The organism is Streptomyces sp. NPDC015032 (assembly GCF_043080425.1).
Lineage (GTDB): Bacteria > Actinomycetota > Actinomycetes > Streptomycetales > Streptomycetaceae > Streptomyces.
Window position 1 is genome coordinate 22040 of record NZ_JBIBVN010000009.1, and the last position, 18440, is coordinate 40479.

Sequence of the window (18440 nt, forward strand, 5' to 3'; positions counted from 1 at the left end):
GGCGGGTGCCGTCGAGGACGGGAGCGGCCGGGCGGTCAGCCCTCGACGGCGATCCGGAAGACGGGGTGGTCCGGGCAGGCGGCCAGGAGTTCGGCGTCCGTGGACTTCGCCGTGATGCCCTGGAAGTACTGGTTGACCTCCCAGCCCCATCGTTCCAGGTAGGCGCGGAGGATCAGCGCCTTCCGGGCGTCGTCCGCGATCTCCGTGGCCGTGAAGGCGCGGATCCTCCGGCCCACCCGCAGTTCGCCACCACCGGCCACCCTCATGTTGCGCACCCACTGGGAATGGCCACGCGCGGAAACCAGGTACTGCGCTCCCTCGTGGGTGTGCGGGTTGACGGGGATGCGCTGCATCTGACCGCTCCTGCGGCCGCGCACCGACAACTCGGCCGTGCCGAGAAGGCTGACGCCGCGCCGGGCGAGCCAGCCGATGACGCTGTTCAGCCGGATATTGAAGGCGTTGCCCTGAAGGTAGTACGGCTGAGACATGGCGACTCCTCGAAAATTTGAGAGCGGTGCTCTCGCTTGAGATCAGTGTGCGCGCGAATGGTGCTCAAAAGCAAGAGCGGTGCTCTCGTTATTGATCGGCGCTCTTCACCCGTGGCAGACTGAAGACCATGAGTGCTGTCCGAGGAGCCAGGGAGCGGGCCCGCATCGAGGTCACCGCCGCCATCAAGGACGAGGCGAAGAAGCAGCTTGCGGCGGAGGGTGCTGCGAAGCTCTCGCTGCGCGCCGTCGCACGGGAGCTCGGTATGGCGTCCTCCGCGCTCTACCGCTACTTTCCCAGCCGGGACGAACTGCTCACAGCCCTGATCGTCGACGCGTACGACTCCGTGGGCGAGACCGCCGAGGCCGCCCATCGGGCTGCTGTCGCCAACGCAGCCCCCCACCTCGCACGCTGGACCGCCGTCGCCTGCGCCGTGCGCGACTGGGCCCTCGCGCACCCCCATGAGTACGCCCTGATCTACGGCTCGCCCGTGCCGGGTTACACCGCCCCCCAGGCCACGATCGGCCCTGCCGCCCGTGTCGGCCGCGTCCTGATCGCCGTCGTCGGCGAGGCGTACCGCACGGACGGCCTCGCCGTGCCGCCGCTCATCGACGAGCTGCGCCCCGAGGCCGAGCGGATGGTCGCCGACTTCACCCCCGGCCTCCCTCCGGGCGTCGCCGTCCCGTTGATCGCCGCCTGGTCGCAGGTGTTCGGGCTGGTCTCCTTCGAGGTCTTCGGCCAGTTCAACCGGGTGGTCGAGGCACGCGAGCTCTTCTTCCGGCAGGCGGTCACCGAGCTGGCCCGCACGGTCGGGCTCCATCATCCTGCGCCCCCCGTACGCCGTACTCCACAGGGAGTACGGGCAGTCACCACGCCGGGCTGACGCCTGCGCCACGGACCGCCGTCTAAGGGCTGTCCCGTAATCCCTGGCGGGCGCACGACGACTGTTACTTCCCCAAGCTCTCGGTTGCGCTCGAGCAGGGGAGGCCCCATCCTCGCCGCGTTGTCGGAACGTCCGAATACATCCAGTATGCGGACGTCCCTCCGCCTTGCGATGCACCGCATCTGACGCCGCGCGCTGATCCACCAGGGATTACGGGACAGCCCTTAGCGTGGCCGCCATGGAAGAGCAACGCTCACACCGGGGCCACGGCGAGCCGCCGCGGTGGCTGACGGCGGCATCGGGTCACTCCGCCTCCCGGCTGCCCTGGCCGTCGACGGTCCTGCTCGGCGCCGTCGTCGTGATCGGTTCGACCATCGCGGCCCGGAGCCAGATGGGCGAGCGGGCGCCGCTGGACCTCTTCGCGCGGCTGCTGCTCCTCCTGGCCGTTGCCGTGCTTCTGCTGCGCCACCGCCACCCCGTGGCGGCCGTCTTCGGGAGTTCGGCCGCGGCGATGGTCTATCTGGCGGCCGGGTACCCGTACGGGCCGGTCTTCCTGGCCGTCGCCGTGGGCTGCTTCAGAGCTGTGGTCGCCGGGCACCGGCGGGCGGCCTGGACGGCTGTCGGCATGGTGTGGCTGGGGCACGTCCTGGTGGTCCACTGGCTCTATCGCCGGCTGCCGCCCTCCGGCGACCACGCCGCGTCCTGGGGGCAGGAACTGGGCATCGCCGCTTGGGCGGTGGCCATCGTCGCCGCCGCAGAGTTCGTACGGGTACGCCGTGAGCAGTGGGCGGACCGGCGCGCGGAGCGGAAAGCCGCCGAGAAGCGCCGGGCGGATGAGGAGCGTCTGCGGATGGCGCGCGAACTCCATGACGTCCTGGCCCACAGCATCTCCGTCATCAACGTCCAGTCGAGCGTCGGGCTCGCGCTGCTCGACTCCGACCCCGAGCAGGCCCGTACCGCCCTCACCACCATCAAGGCCGCCAGCAAGGAGGCGCTGGGCGAGGTCCGTCAGGTCCTGGACACCCTGCGCACCCCCGGGGACGCCCCCCGGACCCCGGCCCCCGGCATCGACCGGCTCCCCGAGCTCGTCGAACAGGCCGCGAGCGCCGGACTGACCGTCACCACCAGGACCGACGGGGAGCGGCGTGACGTACCGCCGGGAGCGGATCTCGCCGCGTTCCGGATCGTGCAGGAAGCCCTGACGAACGTGGTCCGGCACTCCGGATCGCGCACCGCGCAGGTCTGTATCGGTTACGAGCCCGGCCGCATCCGGCTCCGTATCGACGACGAGGGCCCCGCCACCGGTAACGACGCCGGCGGCAGCGGGAACGGGCTGGCGGGCATGCGGGAGCGGGCCGCCGCACTCGGTGGCACGATCGGGGCCGGGCCCCGGGCCGGCGGCGGCTTCCGGGTGCTGGCCGAGCTTCCGCTGCTGTCCGGCGCACCCGGCCCGGCCGCGCACGAGGAGGAGACACCGTGATCCGCGTACTGCTCGCCGATGACCAGCTGCTGGTACGGGCAGGCTTCCGGGCCCTGCTGGACGCCCAGCCCGACATCGAGGTGGCGGGGGAGGCCGCCGACGGCGAGGAGGCCGTACGCAAGGTGTGCGAACTGCGGCCGGACGCCGTGCTGATGGACATCCGGATGCCGCGCCTCGACGGCCTCGCAGCCACCCGGGCCATCACCGGGGACGCCGGACTGGGCGACGTGAAGGTCGTCATGCTCACCACCTTCGAGCTCGACGAATACGTCTTCGAGGCGATCCGCTCCGGCGCGTCCGGCTTCCTCGTCAAGGACACCGAACCGGAGGAGCTGCTGCGGGCGGTACGTGCCGTGGTGGCCGGCGACGCCCTGCTCTCGCCGGGGGTCACCCGCCGGTTGATCGCCGAGTTCGCGGCCCGGTCCAAGGAGCCTGCGGTGGCCGCCGGGCCGAGTGAACTCACCGATCGGGAAAGGGAGGTGATGGCACTCGTCGGCATCGGGCTGTCCAACGACGAGATCGCCCGCCGGCTGGTTGTCAGCCCGCTGACCGCCAAGACCCACGTCAGCCGCACCATGGTGAAGCTCGGCGCCCGCGACCGGGCCCAGCTGGTCGTGTTCGCCTACGAATCGGGGCTCGTACGCCCCGGCTGGCTCGGCTGACCGGGCCACGGCTCCGCCGACCCATGTCCGATGTTCTCGCGTGCGGTGGCCGACGGGCGGGAACTCCCCGTCGGCCACCGCACGTTCCCCCTCGACAGGTGGTCAGTCGCGCAGGGACACCTTCTGAGCGGCGGATGCCTCGGCCGCGGCGGACCGGTCCCTCGCCGTCGCGGCGACCAGCACGGCGTGCTGCACGGGCCGGTGGGCTGAGCGTCTCGTCCGGTGCCGTGCCCGCTCCGGACCGCCCGTCAGGACCAGGTGACTCCGGAGTTCTCGCCCCGGAGCCGGGCCGGCTCCGGGGCACCTGTCACGGTGACCGCCGTGAGCGGCAGCCGAGTCCAGAGCGTCAGACGGAGCTCCTCCGCCGTGGCGACCCGGAGGCCGTGGCCCGCCCGGAACCAGTCGGGCAACTGCGGCCCGTCCAGATCGGGTTCCTTGCCGTCCGGGTGGTACGAGGTGTGGCCCTCGACGGCGAAGGCTGTTGCCCAGCGATGGACCTTGCCGGTGTGCCGGAGCAGATCGCGTACCGGCCGGTCCGGACAGGTCGGCACGGGCGCACCTGTTCCGGCTTCCCGCGCGGCGGCAGCCGGCAGCTGCCCCTCGGCGGCCGGGGTATTGATGTGATCCGAGATCTCCATGGCGCTGACTGTGCCGGCGCAGGGGCTCCGGGGCAGGGTGAGTCCGGGTGTCTCCGCGGCGCGGCCGGCCGCTCTCTCAGGCGTGCGCCGCGTTGCGTGCTCCGTAACCCAGCGCGGCGGCCGCGATGGCCAGCAGCGCCACCGTGGTGAGGGCCACGGGCAGGGAGAACCAGTCGGCCAGGAAGCCGATCGCGGGCGGTCCGAGCAGCATCCCGCCGTAGCCGAGCGTCGACGCGGCGGCCACCCCGCCGGGCCCGGCCAGCTCACCAGCCCGGCCGACCGCGACAGGGAAGATATTGGCCAGACCGAGACCGGTGACGGCGAAACCGAGAAGTGCCGACCAGGTGGTCGGGGCGAGTGAGCCCAGCAGCATCCCGGCGGCGGCCGTCACGCCGCCCGCGACGAGGGTCCGGGTCTGGCCGAGTCGTTCGAGCAGCGCGGTGCCGCTGAGCCGACCGGCCGTCATGGCCAGCGCGAACAGGGAGTAACCGGCGGCGGCGACGCCCGGGTGGGCGTGCAGGTCCTGCTCCAGATGGAGGGCGCCCCAGTCGGCCAGCGCACCTTCCCCGTACGCGGTGCAGAGCGCGATCACGCCGAACAGCAGCACCATGCGGCGGGCCCGCCCGCCCGGCCCCTGCGGCCTTCCTGCGTCGTCGGCCGTGGATGCGGACCTCGGCGCCGGGTGGCGCAGCAGTACCGGTCCGGCCGCCGCGGTGACCAGGAGTCCGGCCCCGGTGAGGACGAACAGGTGCGTGGCGGGGGAGAGGCCGCCCGCGACCAGCCCGCCGAGCCCGGCGCCGACCATTCCGCCGAGGCTGAACGCGGCGTGGAAGCCGGGCATCACGGGACGCCGCAGGGCGGCGACCAGATCGACCGCCGCGCTGTTCATCGCCACGTTCGCCCCGCCGTACGCGGCGCCGAAGACGAGCAGCACCAGACCGAGCGCGAGCGCCGAATGCGTCTGCGCGGGCAGGGCGATGCTCAGGGAGAGAAGGACGGCGCAGACCACGGTCACCGGATGGCTGCCGAAGCGCCGGCACAGCCGGCCGGTGAACATCATGGTCACCACGGCCCCGGCGGACACGCCGAGCAGGGCGAGGCCCAGGGTGGAGGCCGAGGCACCGGTCTGGTGCTTGATGGCCGGGATACGGACCACCCAGCCGGCGAAGAGGAAGCCGTCGAGGGCGAAGAACACGGTCAGCGCGGTACGGAGGCGGGCCGACGAAGGTGGCGCGGTGTTTCCGCCCGGTCCCCCCGGCAGTGCCGTCCGCAATTTGTTTAGTTGCGGCACAAACTCAGCATAGGGGCGTCCGGACAACGGGCGCAAGACGGTTGTCCGTAGCGGCCGCAAGGGGTACAAGTGCGCCACCGGGGCGTCGGCGGCACCCGCGGATCATGGGAGACTCGCCCCCATGAACGGCAAGGGGACCACCACCCGGACAAAGTTGGAGAGGGGCCGCAGCGCGCTCGGACCCGCGCTGGAACTGGTCCACACCGGACGCGCGCCCACTCGCGCCGTCCTCACCTCCGAGCTCGGGGTCACCCGCGCGACGGCCGGTGCGGTCGCCGCGGAGCTGGAGGCACTCGGCCTGATCCGCGTCGACTCCCGGCCGGGCTCGGCCGCGGGCTCGCAGGGCCGCCCGTCGCACCGGCTGGCCATCCGGGAGTCCGGGCCCGTCGCCATCGCCGCGCAGGTGCACGCCGACGGGTTCCGGGCCGCGCTCGTCGGGCTCGGCGGGCGGCTCGTCGCCACCACCCCGAGCTGCGCCGCCGTCACCGCGGACCCGGCGCAGGTCATCGGTGATGTGGTCGACGCCTGTGCCCGGTTGCTGCGGGACAGTGGACTGCGCTGCGTCGGTGCGGGCCTCGCCGTGCCGTCCGCGGTCGCCGAACCGGAGGGCAACGCGCTCAACCCGCTGCACATCGCCTGGCCCGCGGGCGCCCCGGTGCGTGAGATCTTCGCCGCGCATGTACGGGAAGCAGGCATCCCCGGACCCGCGTTCACCGGGAACGACGTCAACCTCGCGGCGCTCGCCGAACACCGGCACGGTGCCGGGCGCGGCGCCCAGCATCTGCTCTGTGTGGCCACCGGCCACCGCGGCGTGGGCGGTGCGCTGGTCGTCGACGGCCGTCTGCACACCGGGAGTTCGGGACTCGCGCTGGAGGTCGGCCATCTCACGGTGCATCCCGAGGGCCGCCCGTGCCACTGCGGCGGTCGTGGCTGCCTGGACGTCGAGACGGACCCGCTCGCCTTCCTGACCGCCGCCCGTCGCGAACCCGGTCCGGAGGAGTCGCTGCTCAAGCAGGCAGGTGATCTGCTGCGCACGGAGTACGAGGACGCGGCCGTACGGGGCGCGGCCGAGGAACTGATCGACCGGCTCGGCCTCGGGCTCGCAGGGCTGGTCAACATCCTCAACCCGGACCGCATCATCCTCGGCGGGCTGCACCGGGCCCTGCTCGACGCGGATCCGGAGCGGCTGCGCGCGGTGGTGGCCGACCGCAGCCTGTGGGGGCGCAGCGGCAGTGTGCCGATCCTGCCGTGCACTCTCGACCACAACAGCCTGGTGGGCGCGGCGGAGCTGGCCTGGCAGCCGGTGCTGGACGATCCGCTGGCCGCGCTCGGGTGACGAGGGCCATGGGCGGCCGCGCTCTCCTCGGTCGTCGGAGGGGCCCGGCTTCCTCCGGGTGAATGCCCGCGGTGAAAGGCGCCGGCGGGGTGGCGGCCGGCCCGTCGGGCGGCTCGGCCGGACGTGCTCCGCGAGTTCGCCGCCGAGTACCGCACGAAAGAGGGGGAGCGGGGCGCCGTCCGGCACCCCGCTCCCCTGTTCCCGTTACCCGACCACTGCCGACCGGGCGACGGAGGGCGTACGGCTCTCCAGGTACGTGACGGCGTCCGGCTCGAAAGGCCCGTCCGTGGTCGCCCCGTACACCGAGTGCGGCGGCTGCGTGGTGAACAGGGGAGGAGGGGCCGGAAGGGTGAACCAGACGGCCTTGCCGGCCCCGCCCGCCGGGCGGACGCCCCAGCTCTCGCTGACCGCGGCGATCAGCGCGAGCCCGCGCCCCGAGGTGCTGGACGCGCTGGGCTCGCGCACGGTGGGCAGCCGTGGGTCGTGGTCGTGGACGGACACCGTCAGCCGTTCGAGCAGCAGCTCTATCTCGACGGTGCACGACTTGTCCGGCTGGGCATGCCGGTGGACATTGGTCAGCAGTTCGGTGACGCCGAGCGCCGCATGGTCGATCAACGGATCGAGATGCCAGTAGCGCAACTGCGCCGAAACGATTCTGCGGACCTGACCGATCCGCGACGGCAGGGCCTGGAGCTCCACCGTGCAGTGCCTGCTTGGCTCGCTGATCACGGCTGCGACTCCCCGAAATAGGTCCGGAAGAAGACGGAGGGACGGATCCAGCAGATGGCCGGCTGCTGATTCCCGACCGGCAGTGGCGGATCGCAGTGTCACAGCCGGTGAACCATGAGTGATGTGTGACCAATGTCGCTCAGGGGAGGAGGCTTCGCAACTTGCGATGCTCCGGCCGCGCCACTCCGTCAGATCATGCGGCCGCCGGCGCTGTGCAGCGTTTCGAGGAATTTCCTGGTCGGTCCGGCCGTGTCCGGACCGTGATTGCGCTGCCCCATCGTCAGCCGGTACCGCGTCCCGTTGAAGCGCGCCACGGCCGCCCCGCCTCCGGCGAACCACGGCCTGCCCGCGCTCACCGCCGCCACCGGGGCGCTGTCGATCTCCCGTCCGTAACTGGTCAGCAGGGCCAGCCTTCCGTCCTTGACGATCACCTGCCCGGCCCTCGTGAGCGAGCGGGCCCACCGCTCGATCCGTACCCCCGTCGCACTGAACTCGGTTTCCGGCATGACTGCTTCGCCCCCTTCGGAATGCTTCTGATGGGCAGTCTGCACAAGTCGGCACCGGCACGCCAGGCCGCGTCCGGGAGCAATCCGGCGACCGTTTTGGCCGTCCGGGCCAAGGCTCGGCTATGGAACATCAAAGTGAACGTTTCTGCAGGTAGGGGGAATATCGTTGACGGCGGAGAGTCCGGTGAATACGAGGAGGAACGCGTTGATGGGCCACAGTGAGCACACAGACGAAGGCCGGTCCGCGGCGACCATCGACGTCGACCGTTCCGACCCCGAGTACCGGGCCTGGCTCAAGGAGGCCGTCCGTAAGGTCCAGGCCGACGCCAACCGTTCCGCCGACACCCATCTGCTGCGCTTCCCGCTGCCGGAGGCCTGGGGCATCGACCTCTACCTCAAGGACGAGTCGACGCACCCCACCGGCAGCCTCAAGCACCGGCTGGCCCGCTCGCTCTTCCTCTACGGGCTCTGCAACGGCTGGATCCGGCCGGGCAGGCCGGTGATCGAGGCGTCCAGCGGTTCGACGGCCGTCTCCGAGGCATACTTCGCCAAGCTGATCGGTGTGCCGTTCATCGCCGTGATGCCCCGCACGACCAGCCCCGAGAAGTGCCGCCTGATCGAGTTCCACGGCGGTCGCTGCCACTTCGTCGACGACTCGCGGAAGCTGTACGAGGAGTCGGCCACGCTCGCCGCCGGCACCGGCGGTCACTACATGGACCAGTTCACCTACGCCGAACGGGCGACCGACTGGCGCGGCAACAACAACATCGCCGAGTCGATCTACCAGCAGCTGAGGCTGGAGCGCTACCCGGAGCCGACGTGGATCGTCGCCACGGCCGGAACCGGCGGCACCTCGGCGACCATCGCCCGCTATGTGCACTACATGCAGTTCGACACCCGAATCTGCGTGCCCGACCCGGAGAACTCCTGTTTCTTCGACGGCTGGACCCACCACGACCTCCTGGCCACCAGTGACTGCGGCTCCCGGATCGAGGGCATCGGCAGGCCCCGGATGGAGCCGAGCTTCGTGCCCGGTGCCATCGACCGGATGATGAAGGTGCCGGACGCGGCCACCGTCGCGGCCGTGCGCGCCCTGGAGAAGGCCATCGGCCGGAAGGCGGGCGGCTCCACCGGCACCGGGCTGTGGAGTGCGTTCAAACTGGTCGCGGAGATGGTCGAACAGGGCAGCACGGGCAGCATCGTCACCCTGATCTGCGACCCGGGCGACCGCTACCTCGACAAGTACTACTCCGACAGCTGGCTCGCCGAACAGGGCCTGGACATCGCCCCGTACACACGGACCATCGACGCCTTCCTGAGCAGCGGCAACTGGCCCGGATAGCGCGGACGCGATCCGGCGCGCGCCCCGCGGCCGGGCTCAGAGCCTGTCGGGTGACCTTCGATCGGGAAGCGTGCGTGCCAGGGCGTGGCCGCCCGATCAGAGGTCACCCGACAGGCTCTCAGGCCGCGGCCCCGCCCAGCCGCCGGTCGAGATTGCGCACCGCCTCCCGGAACGCCCGGCCCATCCCCGGCCGGCCCAGCCGCAGGGCGAACCGGAAGGCCGCGGAACCGTCGGCGGCGAACGTCCACCGCACCCGCGTCCCGGTCCCGGCCGGAGTGAGCCGCCACTCCTCCAGCAGGGCTTTCGGGCCAGGGGTGCTGGACTCGTCGACCCGATAGGTGTACCGCTCGCCGGGGTCCGCCGCGAGGATCGACTCGCGCAGCACCGTGCCGCCCCTGATCCGGACCTCGCGGCCCGCGCCGTCCTCGGTCGGGCGGGCCGCTGTCACCGAGGTGAACCAGCTGGGCCAGCCCGCCACATCGTCGGCGAGCGCACGGTAGACCGTCTCGGGATGCGCGCGCACCTCGGCGGTGAAGACCAGTCGCAGTGGGGCGGACTCGATGAAATCGAGGTCCACGGAACGGAGTCGGCGTGCCATGGATCGCACCTCCCGTGCGGTCGGCCGGCGGTGTACGGAGTCGCGCACACCATAGCTGTCGAACCATCAGATGTCTTTGTTCGTACGGAAGTCATGTGGCCGGGCGTTGCGGGACCGTCCGTGCGGCCGCGGTGATGTTGCGCACCATTCCGCCGAACACCACCGCGTGGAACGGCCGCATACTCCACCAGTAGGCGGGGCCGGGAAGTCCGCGCGGACGGAACAGGGCCCGCTGCCGGCAGACCGTCCGGCCGCGCCCGTCACGGCCCACCGACCATTCGAGCCGGGCACGACCGGGCAGTCGCATTTCGGCACGCAGCCGCAGCAGCTCGCCCGGAACGATCTCCTCCGCTCGCCGGAAGTCCCAAAGAAGTGCGGGCGCCAGCCTGCCGCCGATGTACCCGGAGGCACCGGTCACCAGACACCGCAGCCGCGTACCACCGGAGGATTCGGTCACCCGTCCGACTCTTCCACCGGAAAGCCCCCCCAGGGCCCGTCGGAGGGATCCGAACGGCGGCACGCGAGCCACCCCGCCGCGCGCGGCGACGCTGCGGCTACGTCCTGGCCGGACGGTCCAGCATGCCGTCGAGCACCCGGCCGAAGACGCGGCGGCCCGCTGTGCAGATCATTGGATCGGCCCACCGCGGCAGCAGCCGGACACTCAGCTCCTCCACCCACACCACATGGGATCCGGAATCCGTCGGATACACATCGATCGACGCCCGGCCCCGCACCAGCGAACCGCGTTTCTCCAGTCGGCACATCCCCGCGCGCCCGGCGGCGGGCGGGGTCCAGCGCACCACTTCCATCGGATCGTCGAACCTCAACGGCCCCACACCCGTGCGTGCCACGAAGACGGTCCCCGCCCCGGTCGGCAGCCCCGTGGGTACGGTGATCCTGGTCAGCGGTACATGCGCGGCGTGCCGTTCCCAGTCCGTCACCCGGCGCCAGCACTCGGCTGCGGGCAAGGGCGTGAAGCGCTCGACCCGGAAGACGGCCACGGCGTGATCCCCCGGGCCGTCAGGAGGCGTCGTCCGTGATCCGGCCCGCCACCAGCAGGCCGGGCAGATGTTCCTCGATCTCCTCGCGGGCGGCGGCCGACAGACCCGCGTCCGTGACGAACGTGTCCACCTGCTCCAGTGCCGCGAACGAACTCAGGCCCACCGTGCCCCACTTGGTGTGGTCCGCCACCACGACCACACGCCGCGCCGACTGGACGAAACGCCGGTTGGTCTCGGCCTCCGCCAGATTCGGCGTGGAGAGCCCGGCCTCCACCGAGATCCCGTGAACACCGAGGAACAGCACATCGAAGTGGAGCGAGGCGATCGCCTGATCCGCGACCGGGCCGACCAGGGAGTCCGACGGCGTCCGCACGCCACCGGTGAGCACCACCGTGGCGGCCCCGGTCCGCGCCCCGCCCGCGGCCCCCGGCCGCTGCGCGGAGTGGAACACATCGGCGACCCGCACCGAGTTGGTCACCACCGTCAGATCCGGTACGTCCAGCAGCTGCTGGGCGAGCGCGTACGTCGTCGTACCGCCGGAGAGCGCGATGGCGCTGCCGGGTACCGCCATGCCCGCGGCCACCCGCGCGATGTCCTCCTTGGCGGTCAGTTCCAGTGCCGACTTGGCCTCGAAACCGGGCTCGTGCGTACTGGCCTCGACCACCGGAACGGCCCCGCCGTGCACCTTCTCGATCACACCCTGGCGGGCCAGCGCGTCCAGATCCCGGCGGACGGTCATGTCCGAGACGTTCAGCCTGCGGGTGAGTTCATTGACCCGGACCCCGCCACGCCTGCGTACCTCGTCGAGGATCAGGGCGCGCCGCTGCTCCGCGAGCAGGTTCTGATTCTCGCTCAACGCCGGTCCGGTCCTTCCCTCTGGCCGTGCGACAGTCTCTTCGAACGGGGTCATCCTGCCATGCGGTGTGGCCGGCCGCCGCACTGGGGAGATTCCGTGAGAGCGGTGCGTGCACCGGCCCGCTGCCACGATTCTGACGACTGTGCATCAGCACTTCCCCCCACGACCGAGAGAGCGAGTCACTCCAGTGCCACCTCCCAACCAGGCCCCGCAGAGTCCGGGGCCCGCGCTGGAACTGCTGGTCCACGGCGTGGGCGGAGCCACCCCGCAGGAGATGCTCGACGACCCGCGTCCGGTCCGGGTCACCGGCGACGCGACCGCCGCCATGTACCGGCGGGCCGGGGACATGGACGCCGAACAGCACCCGGAGCGGTACCGCGACCGGCCCATCGCCGAGGCCTACTGCTGGTCCAACCTCACCTCCGGCAACGGCTCCCGCGCCCTGTGGCTGCTGCTGCTCCCCTTCATGGTGGTCAATCTCGCCCACTGGATGCGCCCCACCGCCCGGGGCCGCACCCGGGCGGTGCGCCTGTACGGGGTCCTCGTCCGGCTCGTCGCGCTCAGCCTCACGGTCCTGCTGACCGCGGCGGCGTGCGAGGTCGCGCTCGATCTGACGGCCTGGCAGTGCGCGGGCGTGCCGGACTGCTCGGACAAGCGGTCCTGGCTCGGCTTCCTGTCGACGGCACAGGGCGGCTGGTGGTCCCAGCCCGGCCGGCGGCTCGCTCTCGCCGCGCTCGTACCCACGGCCCTGGTGGGTCTGCTCTGGTTCCTGTCCAACCGGACGTGGAGCGCATACGAATCGCAGCGCCCGTTCACCGGATCGGAACCGGACGACGCCGACCCGGAGACCGCGCACGTCCCCACCCCTTCCGGCGCCCCGGCCGCCGGCCGCCCGGCCCTCGGCCGGCCCGGATTCTGGTACGGCCGCCGACTGGTCGCCCGGCTGCGTGCCGCCCACACCGCCGCCGGATTCCTCACCGTCGCCGCGTCGGTCGCGGGCGCCGCGGCCCGCCACGACCGCGCCGTCACCGGCCCGGTGCCCGGGATCCTCGGCCGGCTGATCGAAGCGTCGCTCGTCCTGGGCGCGTTCGTCGTGCTGTGGGTCGTCTGCCGCCGCGGCCGCAGCGAACGGCGCCTCGACAACCGGCTCGACCGGGCCCTCATCACCTATCTGCCCGGCGCCGCTCTGGCCCTGCTCGCCCTCGCCGCCGGGTACGCGGCATGGTCGCGCCCCGCCTGGGTCTCGACGGGCGCCCTGCCCGGCGACGCCGCCTTCAGCATCATCACGCTCGGCCAGGGAACGCTCGTCGTCGCTCTCGCCGTGGTGTCGCTCGGCCTGTACCGAAAGGTTCCCGAACCCCGCACCGTCATGTACGGACTCGGCGGACCGGTGGTCGCCATGCTCGCCTGCGCACTCGGCGGCGTCATGACCGGCGGGGTCGCCCAACGTGTCGCCGACTGGCTCGACGGCTCCGGCACCCCGGGCATGGGCCCGAGCGCCGTCATCGAGGGGCCGCCGGTGCTGCTCAGCTGGCAGGCCTCGGTCATCCCCGTACTCCTGGTGCTGCTCGCGGTCCCCGGCGCCGTGCTGCTCGTACGCACCTGGCTCACAGCCCGTGCCCTGGAACCCGAGATCGACCGGGAGTACGGGCAGGAACGGCCGGACGCCGCCCGGACCCGGCAGATCGCCCGCATCCGGGCCACGGCGGCCCTCACCGACTCGGCGCCCTGGATTCTCGGCCCGGTCTCCGGCGCCACGCTGCTGCTCGGTGCGGCGGCGGTCGGGGGGGCCTGGGCGAGCGGCGAGGTGCCCGGCCGGGCGGGGAAGGGCAGCGGCCCGTTCATCGAGTCCGTGGCGGAAGCGGCCCAGTCGACCGGCTCCTGGATGATCGGACTCGGCTTCATACTCTTCGTCACCTGGGGACGGCGTGCCTATCGAGACGCCTCGGCCCGGCGCACCATCGGCATCCTGTGGGACGTCGGTACGTTCTGGCCGCGCGCCGCCCACCCCTTCGCACCGCCCTGCTACGCCGAGCGCGCCGTGCCCGATCTGACGTCACGGATGTCCGGCTGGACCCGCCTCACCCACGGCAGGCTCGTCATCTCCGGCCACTCCCAGGGCAGTGTCCTCGCCGCGTCCGCGGTCTGGCAACTGCCCGCGGAGACCCGGAGCCGGGTCGCCCTGCTCACCTACGGCTCGCCGATCGAGCGGCTCTACGCGCGCTGGTTTCCTGCCTACTTCGGCCCCGGACCGCTACAGGGGCTGCACCGGTCCGTGCACTGCTGGCGCAACCTCTGGCGGGCCACCGATCCGATCGGCGGCCGGGTCCGGCTCGACGAGGGACCGGAGCCCGAGGTGGACCGGGGGCCGCTGAAGGACCCCCTGGTCTACGGGCGTACCCCCGAGCATCCGCTGCCCGAGCCGGTACTGGGGCACTCGGACTACCAGGCGGACCCCGTCTTCGCCCAGGAACGAGCCGCGCTGCTGGACCGGCTCGCCCCGGTCCTGCCCCGCCAGGCCGACGGGGAGGGGACCGCGAAGACCCCGCGGACTCAAGGGAGTTCGGGCAGGTCTTCCGGGTAGAGCACGCTGAGGTCGTCCGTGCTCGGCTCGGCGAGCTGGGCGACCCGGCCCGCGTGCCGTTCCACCATCGACTCGAAGGTCTGCCTCGCCGTCCGACCGTTGCCGAACGCCGGGCCCTTGGGAAGCTCCGTGAAGTACTTCAGCAGCGCTTCCCCGGTCCCGGAGGCCAGGCTGTACTCGTGCTCCTCGGCCTGCTGCCCGACGATCCGCAGCAGTTCGGCCGGCTCGTAGTCGCTGAAGGTGATGGTCCGGGAGAAACGGGACGCCACCCCGGGGTTGATGGTGAGGAACCGCTCCATCTCATGGGTGTATCCGGCGACGATGACGACCACCGCGTCCCGGTGGTCCTCCATCAGCTTCACGAGCGTGTCGATCGCCTCCCGGCCGAAGTCCCGGCCGGAGTCCTCGGGCGACAAGGCGTACGCCTCGTCGACGAACAGCACCCCGCCGCGCGCCCGGTCGAAGGCCTCCTGGGTGCGGATGGCCGTCGAGCCGATGTGCTCGCCGACCAGGTCGACGCGGGAGACCTCGATCAGATGGCCCCGCTCCAGCACCCCGAGCGAGGCGAGGATCTCGCCATAGAGCCGGGCCACCGTGGTCTTTCCGGTACCGGGGGAGCCGGTGAAGACGAGATGCCGCCGGACCGACGCAGCCTTGAGCCCGGCCTCCCGGCGTCGACGGCCCACCTCGATCATGTCGGTGAGGGCGCGTACCTCCCGCTTCACGCTGTCCAGGCCCACCAGCGCGTCCAGCTCTCCGAGAACGGCGTCCGACGCGCGCACCGGTACGGCGGCGGGCACCTCGGCCGGGGCGGGCTCCGTGGCCCGCGGTCCGGGCACCGCGCCGAGCAGCCCGGGTGCCGACTGGGTCGCCGTCAGCACGGCAGGGGCCGGGGGAACGGGGGAGCGCAGCGCGCTCTCGTCGCTCGTGCAGTCCTCCACGACGGGCCCCGCCCCCTGCCCGTCTCCGTGGGTGCCGCCCTCGGCGAACTCGTAGCCACCGCGGGCGCACCGTTCGGTACGGCAATGGGTCAGCGTCGTACGGCAGCCGTCCATCACATGGAAGCCATAGCCCTCGCTCCCGGTGACCCGGCAGCTGTGGAAGGTGCCGCGGCCCTCGGCGGAGACATAGAAACCGGCCTCGGCGGGCGAGGTGACCGTGCAGCGCTCGATCGTCGGGTCCGCGCCCTTGGTGACGATCACTCCGGTCTGCGCGGCGTCGATGGTGCAGTTGTTCAGCGTGCCGCTGCTGCCGTGGTCGCGGAACCAGGCGCCGGTGGACGCCTCACGGATGCGGCAGTCGTCGAGCTGGGCGGTCGCCCCGTCGCTCACCGAGACCGCGGTATTGCGGACCTGGGAGAGATCGCTGTCGACGACATCGGCGCGCGACCCCCGGTCGAGCACGAAGATGGCGTCCGGTACGTCATGGACCCGGCAGGAGTCCAGTATCACCGTCGCCCCGTCGCTCACCCAGACCGCCGGGTAGTCACCCGTACTGTCATGTATCTCGCACTGGTTGGCGTCGACGCGGGTGCCGGGATCCCAGACCGAGAGACCGTTCCGGCCGAACCGGCGCACCGTGGAGCGGGTCAGGGTGAGGACCGAGCGGGAACGCAGATCCACCGCGTTCTCCGGGATGTCGTGGATGTCGCAGTCGGCCAGCGTCAGGACGGCGTCGGTGTCGAGCGTGACGCCGTCCGCCGAAGTACGGTGCACCGTGCACTCGGTGAGGTGGGCGGCCGCACGGGCGGTGACCTGGATTCCGCTGCCCTTGATCTCGTACACCTCGCAGCCGACGGCCTCCAGACCGCTGCCTTCGCCGGTGACGCTCAGCCCCGCGCCCGACGCGTGGTGGATCCGGCAGCGCTCCAGCCGCGGATGCGCGCCGTCACGGACCGAGACACCGGACTGGCCGGCCGAGACGACCTCGCACTGCTCGAACACGCCGCCCGCGCCGTCGAGTACGGCGACGCCGACCCCGGCGGGGTTGTCGACCGTGCAGCGGCGCACGGTGGGCCGGGCCGTACCGCGCACCTCGATCCCCGCGGCGGAACGGGTCACGATCCGCAGATCCGCGAGCTCGGGCGCGCCGTCCTCGACGAGCAGCGCCGGGGCCGTCGAGTCCTGGCCCTCCACATGCAGGTCGGAGACGACGGCGGAGGCGCGGACGGTCAACGGCACCCCGTCGGCCGGCGCGATCCGTACCGAGCCGGCCGAGCCCTCGGGTCCGCGCAGGGTCACGGCGCGATGCAGGACCAGATTCTCCCGGTAGGTGCCCGGCGCGACGGTGAGGACATCACCGTCCGCCGCGGCCTCCAGGGCTGCGGTGAGGGAGGTGTATTCGCCTGTGCGGCGCCGCCACCGCGATGTACCGGTGTGCGTCACCTGGACCGTGCCCTGTGCCATGGCGCTGTTGTGTCCCCGCCTCGTGCGTGTGTGATGCCCGGGTCACCGGCCTTTTGGCAGCGGTGAACCCCGGGGCCGCCCGCCGAGTGAGCGGGCGGGCCGGTCCACCGTAGCGCGCGCGGCGGCCGGGAGTTGCCCCGATCAGCAGCCGATCAGCTGCCGGTCCCGGTCCTGCCCCAGTCCGGACCGGCCTCGGCCCAGGCGCGGTCGATCCGGATGTACCGTGCCCGCACCATGCGCCGGACGATCAGGCGGCGGCCGCCCTCGATCAGCCCGACGGTGAGCAGCATCGCCCCGAACCCGGCCAGCGCCGCGTGCGTATGTGCCGTCGGCGCGTCCATGGGCCGCAGCACGGGGCGGCCGTCGAGGTCCGTCCAGATCTCCACCTCGGCCCCGGGCTCCGCCCTCCGGGAGAGGGTGGTCACCGTACCGCGGCGGTCCGTGCCGTCCGGAGCCTTCCAGCGTGCCACCACCAGGGTCTGCGAGGTGCGCTCCGAGGACACCTCGGGGTCGGCGGCGAAACGCGGTGCTTCCGGCGACCGATGGAGCACGACGGCGGTCGTGGCATGACGCCGGGCCTGCTGGACCCGCACCGATTTCTGCAGGGCGTCGTCGGTGAGCGATCCGCACACCCAGCCCAGCGCCGGCGCCACCGGCACCATGAGAAGCAGCGCGACCAGGGCCACCCATGCCTCGCGCCGGTCAGTGGCGCGGCACAGAGGGTTGCGCCGCCATCGCCACACTCCCGAAACCGCTCGCACCGTCCCGCACCCCCTTCCGTATCCGTCTTGACGCGATACGGCACGCCTCGCGCGCCGAAAGGGCGAAGAGAGAGCAGCCTCACCCCGACAACGCACCGGCCGCCCTCATGAGTTCCCCGTCCTGCGACGGAGACTGACGGTCCGTCCGGGGTACGTGTGCGACCAGGGAGGGCCGTACCGGCCGAGAAGGGCCGGGACGGCCCGGTGCGGGAACACCGAGGCCGCCGACGAGTCCCCATGGCTCGACGACGACCTCGGTGCGACCGTCTGCGACTCCCGGCTCAGTACCCCCGGCCCTGGTAAGGGCGGTTGTACGGGTCCTCGTAGGGAGAGGGCGCCGGGGCGGGACGCGGCGATGCCGGACGCATCGCCTCGTACCCGGTACCCGGGGCGGGCCGATGCTGTTGCTGCGGTGGCTGGGGTGCCGCCTGGTATCCGCCGCGGGCCGCGGACGGCTGCTGAGGGATGTACGGCGCCGGGGCCTGCTGCAGCTGAGCGGGCTGCATCGGCGCGTAACCCTGCTGGGCCGGCTGCTGGTAGCCGTACGACGGGCCGGGCGGGGAGGGTGCCGCGGGAAGGGCCGGCAGGGCCGCGGGGAGAGCCGGCAGGTAGCTGTTGCCGGTGTCGTAGGCGGCAGGCACTCGGATCGGAGCGATCTGAGGGGTGCCCCGCTCCGCGACCAGGGAGTCGTAGATCGGAGTGTCGGGGAACGACGGTGCGGCGAAGTAGCCGCCGCCGTAGGTGGAGCGGGGGGAGGTCATAGCACCTAAGTTAAGCCCACGATGTGCTGGTTGGGGAGCCCTAATCTTGGGGTCATCCGTTTTATGCTGGTTCTGACCGCCTGACCTGCTAGAACATCGATAAAGCTTCCGTTAGTAGCTG

At 72.0% G+C, this 18440-nt stretch carries 17 protein-coding genes and 1 pseudogene; 6 read left to right on the plus strand and 12 right to left on the minus strand.

Features of this window, described 5'->3' with window-relative positions; genetic code table 11:
* Positions 1-35: 35 nt before the first annotated feature.
* Complete coding sequence (locus ACF08M_RS15465) at positions 36-488, minus strand: nitroreductase family deazaflavin-dependent oxidoreductase (RefSeq protein ID WP_392185762.1); 453 nt, start codon at positions 486-488, stop codon at positions 36-38.
* Positions 489-616: 128 nt separating this feature from the next.
* Between ACF08M_RS15465 and ACF08M_RS15470 the strand changes: the two genes are divergently transcribed.
* The 3 genes from ACF08M_RS15470 to ACF08M_RS15480 all read left to right on the plus strand — a co-directional run bounded on the left by ACF08M_RS15470 (position 617) and on the right by ACF08M_RS15480 (position 3511).
* Positions 617-1369, plus strand: a complete 753-nt coding sequence (locus ACF08M_RS15470) for a TetR/AcrR family transcriptional regulator (protein ID WP_392185763.1) — start codon at positions 617-619, stop codon at positions 1367-1369.
* 238 nt (positions 1370-1607) lie between these two features.
* Positions 1608-2849: a sensor histidine kinase gene (locus ACF08M_RS15475; protein ID WP_392185764.1), complete on the plus strand. Its 1242-nt coding sequence runs from the start codon at positions 1608-1610 to the stop codon at positions 2847-2849.
* Complete coding sequence (locus tag ACF08M_RS15480; protein ID WP_392185765.1) at positions 2846-3511, plus strand: response regulator; 666 nt, start codon at positions 2846-2848, stop codon at positions 3509-3511. Before ACF08M_RS15475 ends, ACF08M_RS15480 begins: the two co-directional genes overlap by 4 nt.
* 248 nt (positions 3512-3759) lie before the next feature.
* Here the strand turns inward: ACF08M_RS15480 and ACF08M_RS15485 are convergent, their stop codons facing one another.
* The gene (locus ACF08M_RS15485) at positions 3760-4149 is read right to left on the minus strand and encodes a hypothetical protein (RefSeq protein WP_392185766.1); all 390 of its coding nucleotides are present in this window, start codon (positions 4147-4149) and stop codon (positions 3760-3762) included.
* Between the two features lie 76 nt (positions 4150-4225).
* Complete coding sequence (locus tag ACF08M_RS15490; protein WP_392185767.1) at positions 4226-5440, minus strand: MFS transporter; 1215 nt, start codon at positions 5438-5440, stop codon at positions 4226-4228.
* A 121-nt stretch (positions 5441-5561) separates the two neighbouring features.
* Between ACF08M_RS15490 and ACF08M_RS15495 the strand changes: the two genes are divergently transcribed.
* Positions 5562-6776: an ROK family protein gene (locus tag ACF08M_RS15495; protein ID WP_392185768.1), complete on the plus strand. Its 1215-nt coding sequence runs from the start codon at positions 5562-5564 to the stop codon at positions 6774-6776.
* A 204-nt stretch (positions 6777-6980) separates the two neighbouring features.
* On the opposite strand, the gene ACF08M_RS15500 is transcribed toward ACF08M_RS15495, so the two are convergent.
* Positions 6981-7505: an ATP-binding protein gene (locus ACF08M_RS15500; protein ID WP_392185769.1), complete on the minus strand. Its 525-nt coding sequence runs from the start codon at positions 7503-7505 to the stop codon at positions 6981-6983.
* Between the two features lie 188 nt (positions 7506-7693).
* Positions 7694-8011, minus strand: coding sequence for a hypothetical protein (locus ACF08M_RS15505; RefSeq protein ID WP_392185770.1), 318 nt, complete (start codon positions 8009-8011; stop codon positions 7694-7696).
* A gap of 208 nt (positions 8012-8219) precedes the next feature.
* Here ACF08M_RS15505 and ACF08M_RS15510 point away from each other — a divergent pair, with 208 nt between their 5' ends.
* Entirely contained in the window at positions 8220-9353 is a 1134-nt protein-coding gene (locus ACF08M_RS15510) for a PLP-dependent cysteine synthase family protein (protein WP_392185771.1), read from the plus strand.
* A 118-nt stretch (positions 9354-9471) separates the two neighbouring features.
* Here ACF08M_RS15510 and ACF08M_RS15515 read toward each other — a convergent pair whose 3' ends face one another.
* The 4 genes and pseudogenes from ACF08M_RS15515 to ACF08M_RS15530 all read right to left on the minus strand — a co-directional run bounded on the left by ACF08M_RS15515 (position 9472) and on the right by ACF08M_RS15530 (position 11808).
* Positions 9472-9951 carry an SRPBCC family protein gene (locus ACF08M_RS15515; RefSeq protein WP_392185772.1) on the minus strand — a complete coding sequence of 160 codons (480 nt, stop codon included), beginning with the start codon at positions 9949-9951 and terminating at the stop codon, positions 9472-9474.
* 91 nt (positions 9952-10042) lie between these two features.
* Positions 10043-10459 (minus strand): annotated as a pseudogene (locus ACF08M_RS15520) (DUF2867 domain-containing protein); the annotation flags it as partial.
* Between the two features lie 46 nt (positions 10460-10505).
* On the minus strand, positions 10506-10952 hold the full coding sequence (locus tag ACF08M_RS15525) for an SRPBCC family protein (protein WP_392185773.1): 447 nt from the start codon (positions 10950-10952) through the stop codon (positions 10506-10508).
* Between the two features lie 19 nt (positions 10953-10971).
* A complete protein-coding gene (locus tag ACF08M_RS15530) occupies positions 10972-11808 on the minus strand; it encodes a DeoR/GlpR family DNA-binding transcription regulator (RefSeq protein WP_392185774.1) in 837 nt (278 codons plus the stop codon).
* Positions 11809-11995: 187 nt separating this feature from the next.
* Here ACF08M_RS15530 and ACF08M_RS15535 point away from each other — a divergent pair, with 187 nt between their 5' ends.
* Complete coding sequence (locus tag ACF08M_RS15535; RefSeq protein ID WP_392185775.1) at positions 11996-14392, plus strand: hypothetical protein; 2397 nt, start codon at positions 11996-11998, stop codon at positions 14390-14392.
* Here the strand turns inward: ACF08M_RS15535 and ACF08M_RS15540 are convergent.
* The 3 genes from ACF08M_RS15540 to ACF08M_RS15550 all read right to left on the minus strand — a co-directional run bounded on the left by ACF08M_RS15540 (position 14362) and on the right by ACF08M_RS15550 (position 18319).
* A complete protein-coding gene (locus tag ACF08M_RS15540) occupies positions 14362-16797 on the minus strand; it encodes a right-handed parallel beta-helix repeat-containing protein (RefSeq protein ID WP_392185776.1) in 2436 nt (811 codons plus the stop codon). The genes ACF08M_RS15535 and ACF08M_RS15540 overlap by 31 nt on opposite strands.
* A gap of 152 nt (positions 16798-16949) precedes the next feature.
* Complete coding sequence (locus tag ACF08M_RS15545) at positions 16950-17558, minus strand: hypothetical protein (protein WP_392185777.1); 609 nt, start codon at positions 17556-17558, stop codon at positions 16950-16952.
* 281 nt (positions 17559-17839) lie between these two features.
* Positions 17840-18319 (minus strand): DUF6643 family protein, encoded by a 480-nt coding sequence (locus ACF08M_RS15550; RefSeq protein WP_392185778.1) that lies wholly within the window; start codon positions 18317-18319, stop codon positions 17840-17842.
* Positions 18320-18440: the final 121 nt, after the last annotated feature.

Bases quoted from the DNA above. Each gene is read 5' to 3' on its own strand.
- ACF08M_RS15465 (WP_392185762.1), bottom strand. From the start codon at position 488: ATGTCTCAGCCGTACTACCTTCAGGGCAACGCCTTCAATATCCGGCTG.
- ACF08M_RS15470 (WP_392185763.1), top strand. From the start codon at position 617: ATGAGTGCTGTCCGAGGAGCCAGGGAGCGGGCCCGCATCGAGGTCACC.
- ACF08M_RS15475 (WP_392185764.1), top strand. From the start codon at position 1,608: ATGGAAGAGCAACGCTCACACCGGGGCCACGGCGAGCCGCCGCGGTGG.
- ACF08M_RS15485 (WP_392185766.1), bottom strand. From the start codon at position 4,149: ATGGAGATCTCGGATCACATCAATACCCCGGCCGCCGAGGGGCAGCTG.
- ACF08M_RS15495 (WP_392185768.1), top strand. From the start codon at position 5,562: ATGAACGGCAAGGGGACCACCACCCGGACAAAGTTGGAGAGGGGCCGC.
- ACF08M_RS15505 (WP_392185770.1), bottom strand. From the start codon at position 8,011: ATGCCGGAAACCGAGTTCAGTGCGACGGGGGTACGGATCGAGCGGTGG.
- ACF08M_RS15510 (WP_392185771.1), top strand. From the start codon at position 8,220: ATGGGCCACAGTGAGCACACAGACGAAGGCCGGTCCGCGGCGACCATC.
- ACF08M_RS15515 (WP_392185772.1), bottom strand. From the start codon at position 9,951: ATGGCACGCCGACTCCGTTCCGTGGACCTCGATTTCATCGAGTCCGCC.
- ACF08M_RS15540 (WP_392185776.1), bottom strand. From the start codon at position 16,797: ATGGCACAGGGCACGGTCCAGGTGACGCACACCGGTACATCGCGGTGG.
- ACF08M_RS15550 (WP_392185778.1), bottom strand. From the start codon at position 18,319: ATGACCTCCCCCCGCTCCACCTACGGCGGCGGCTACTTCGCCGCACCG.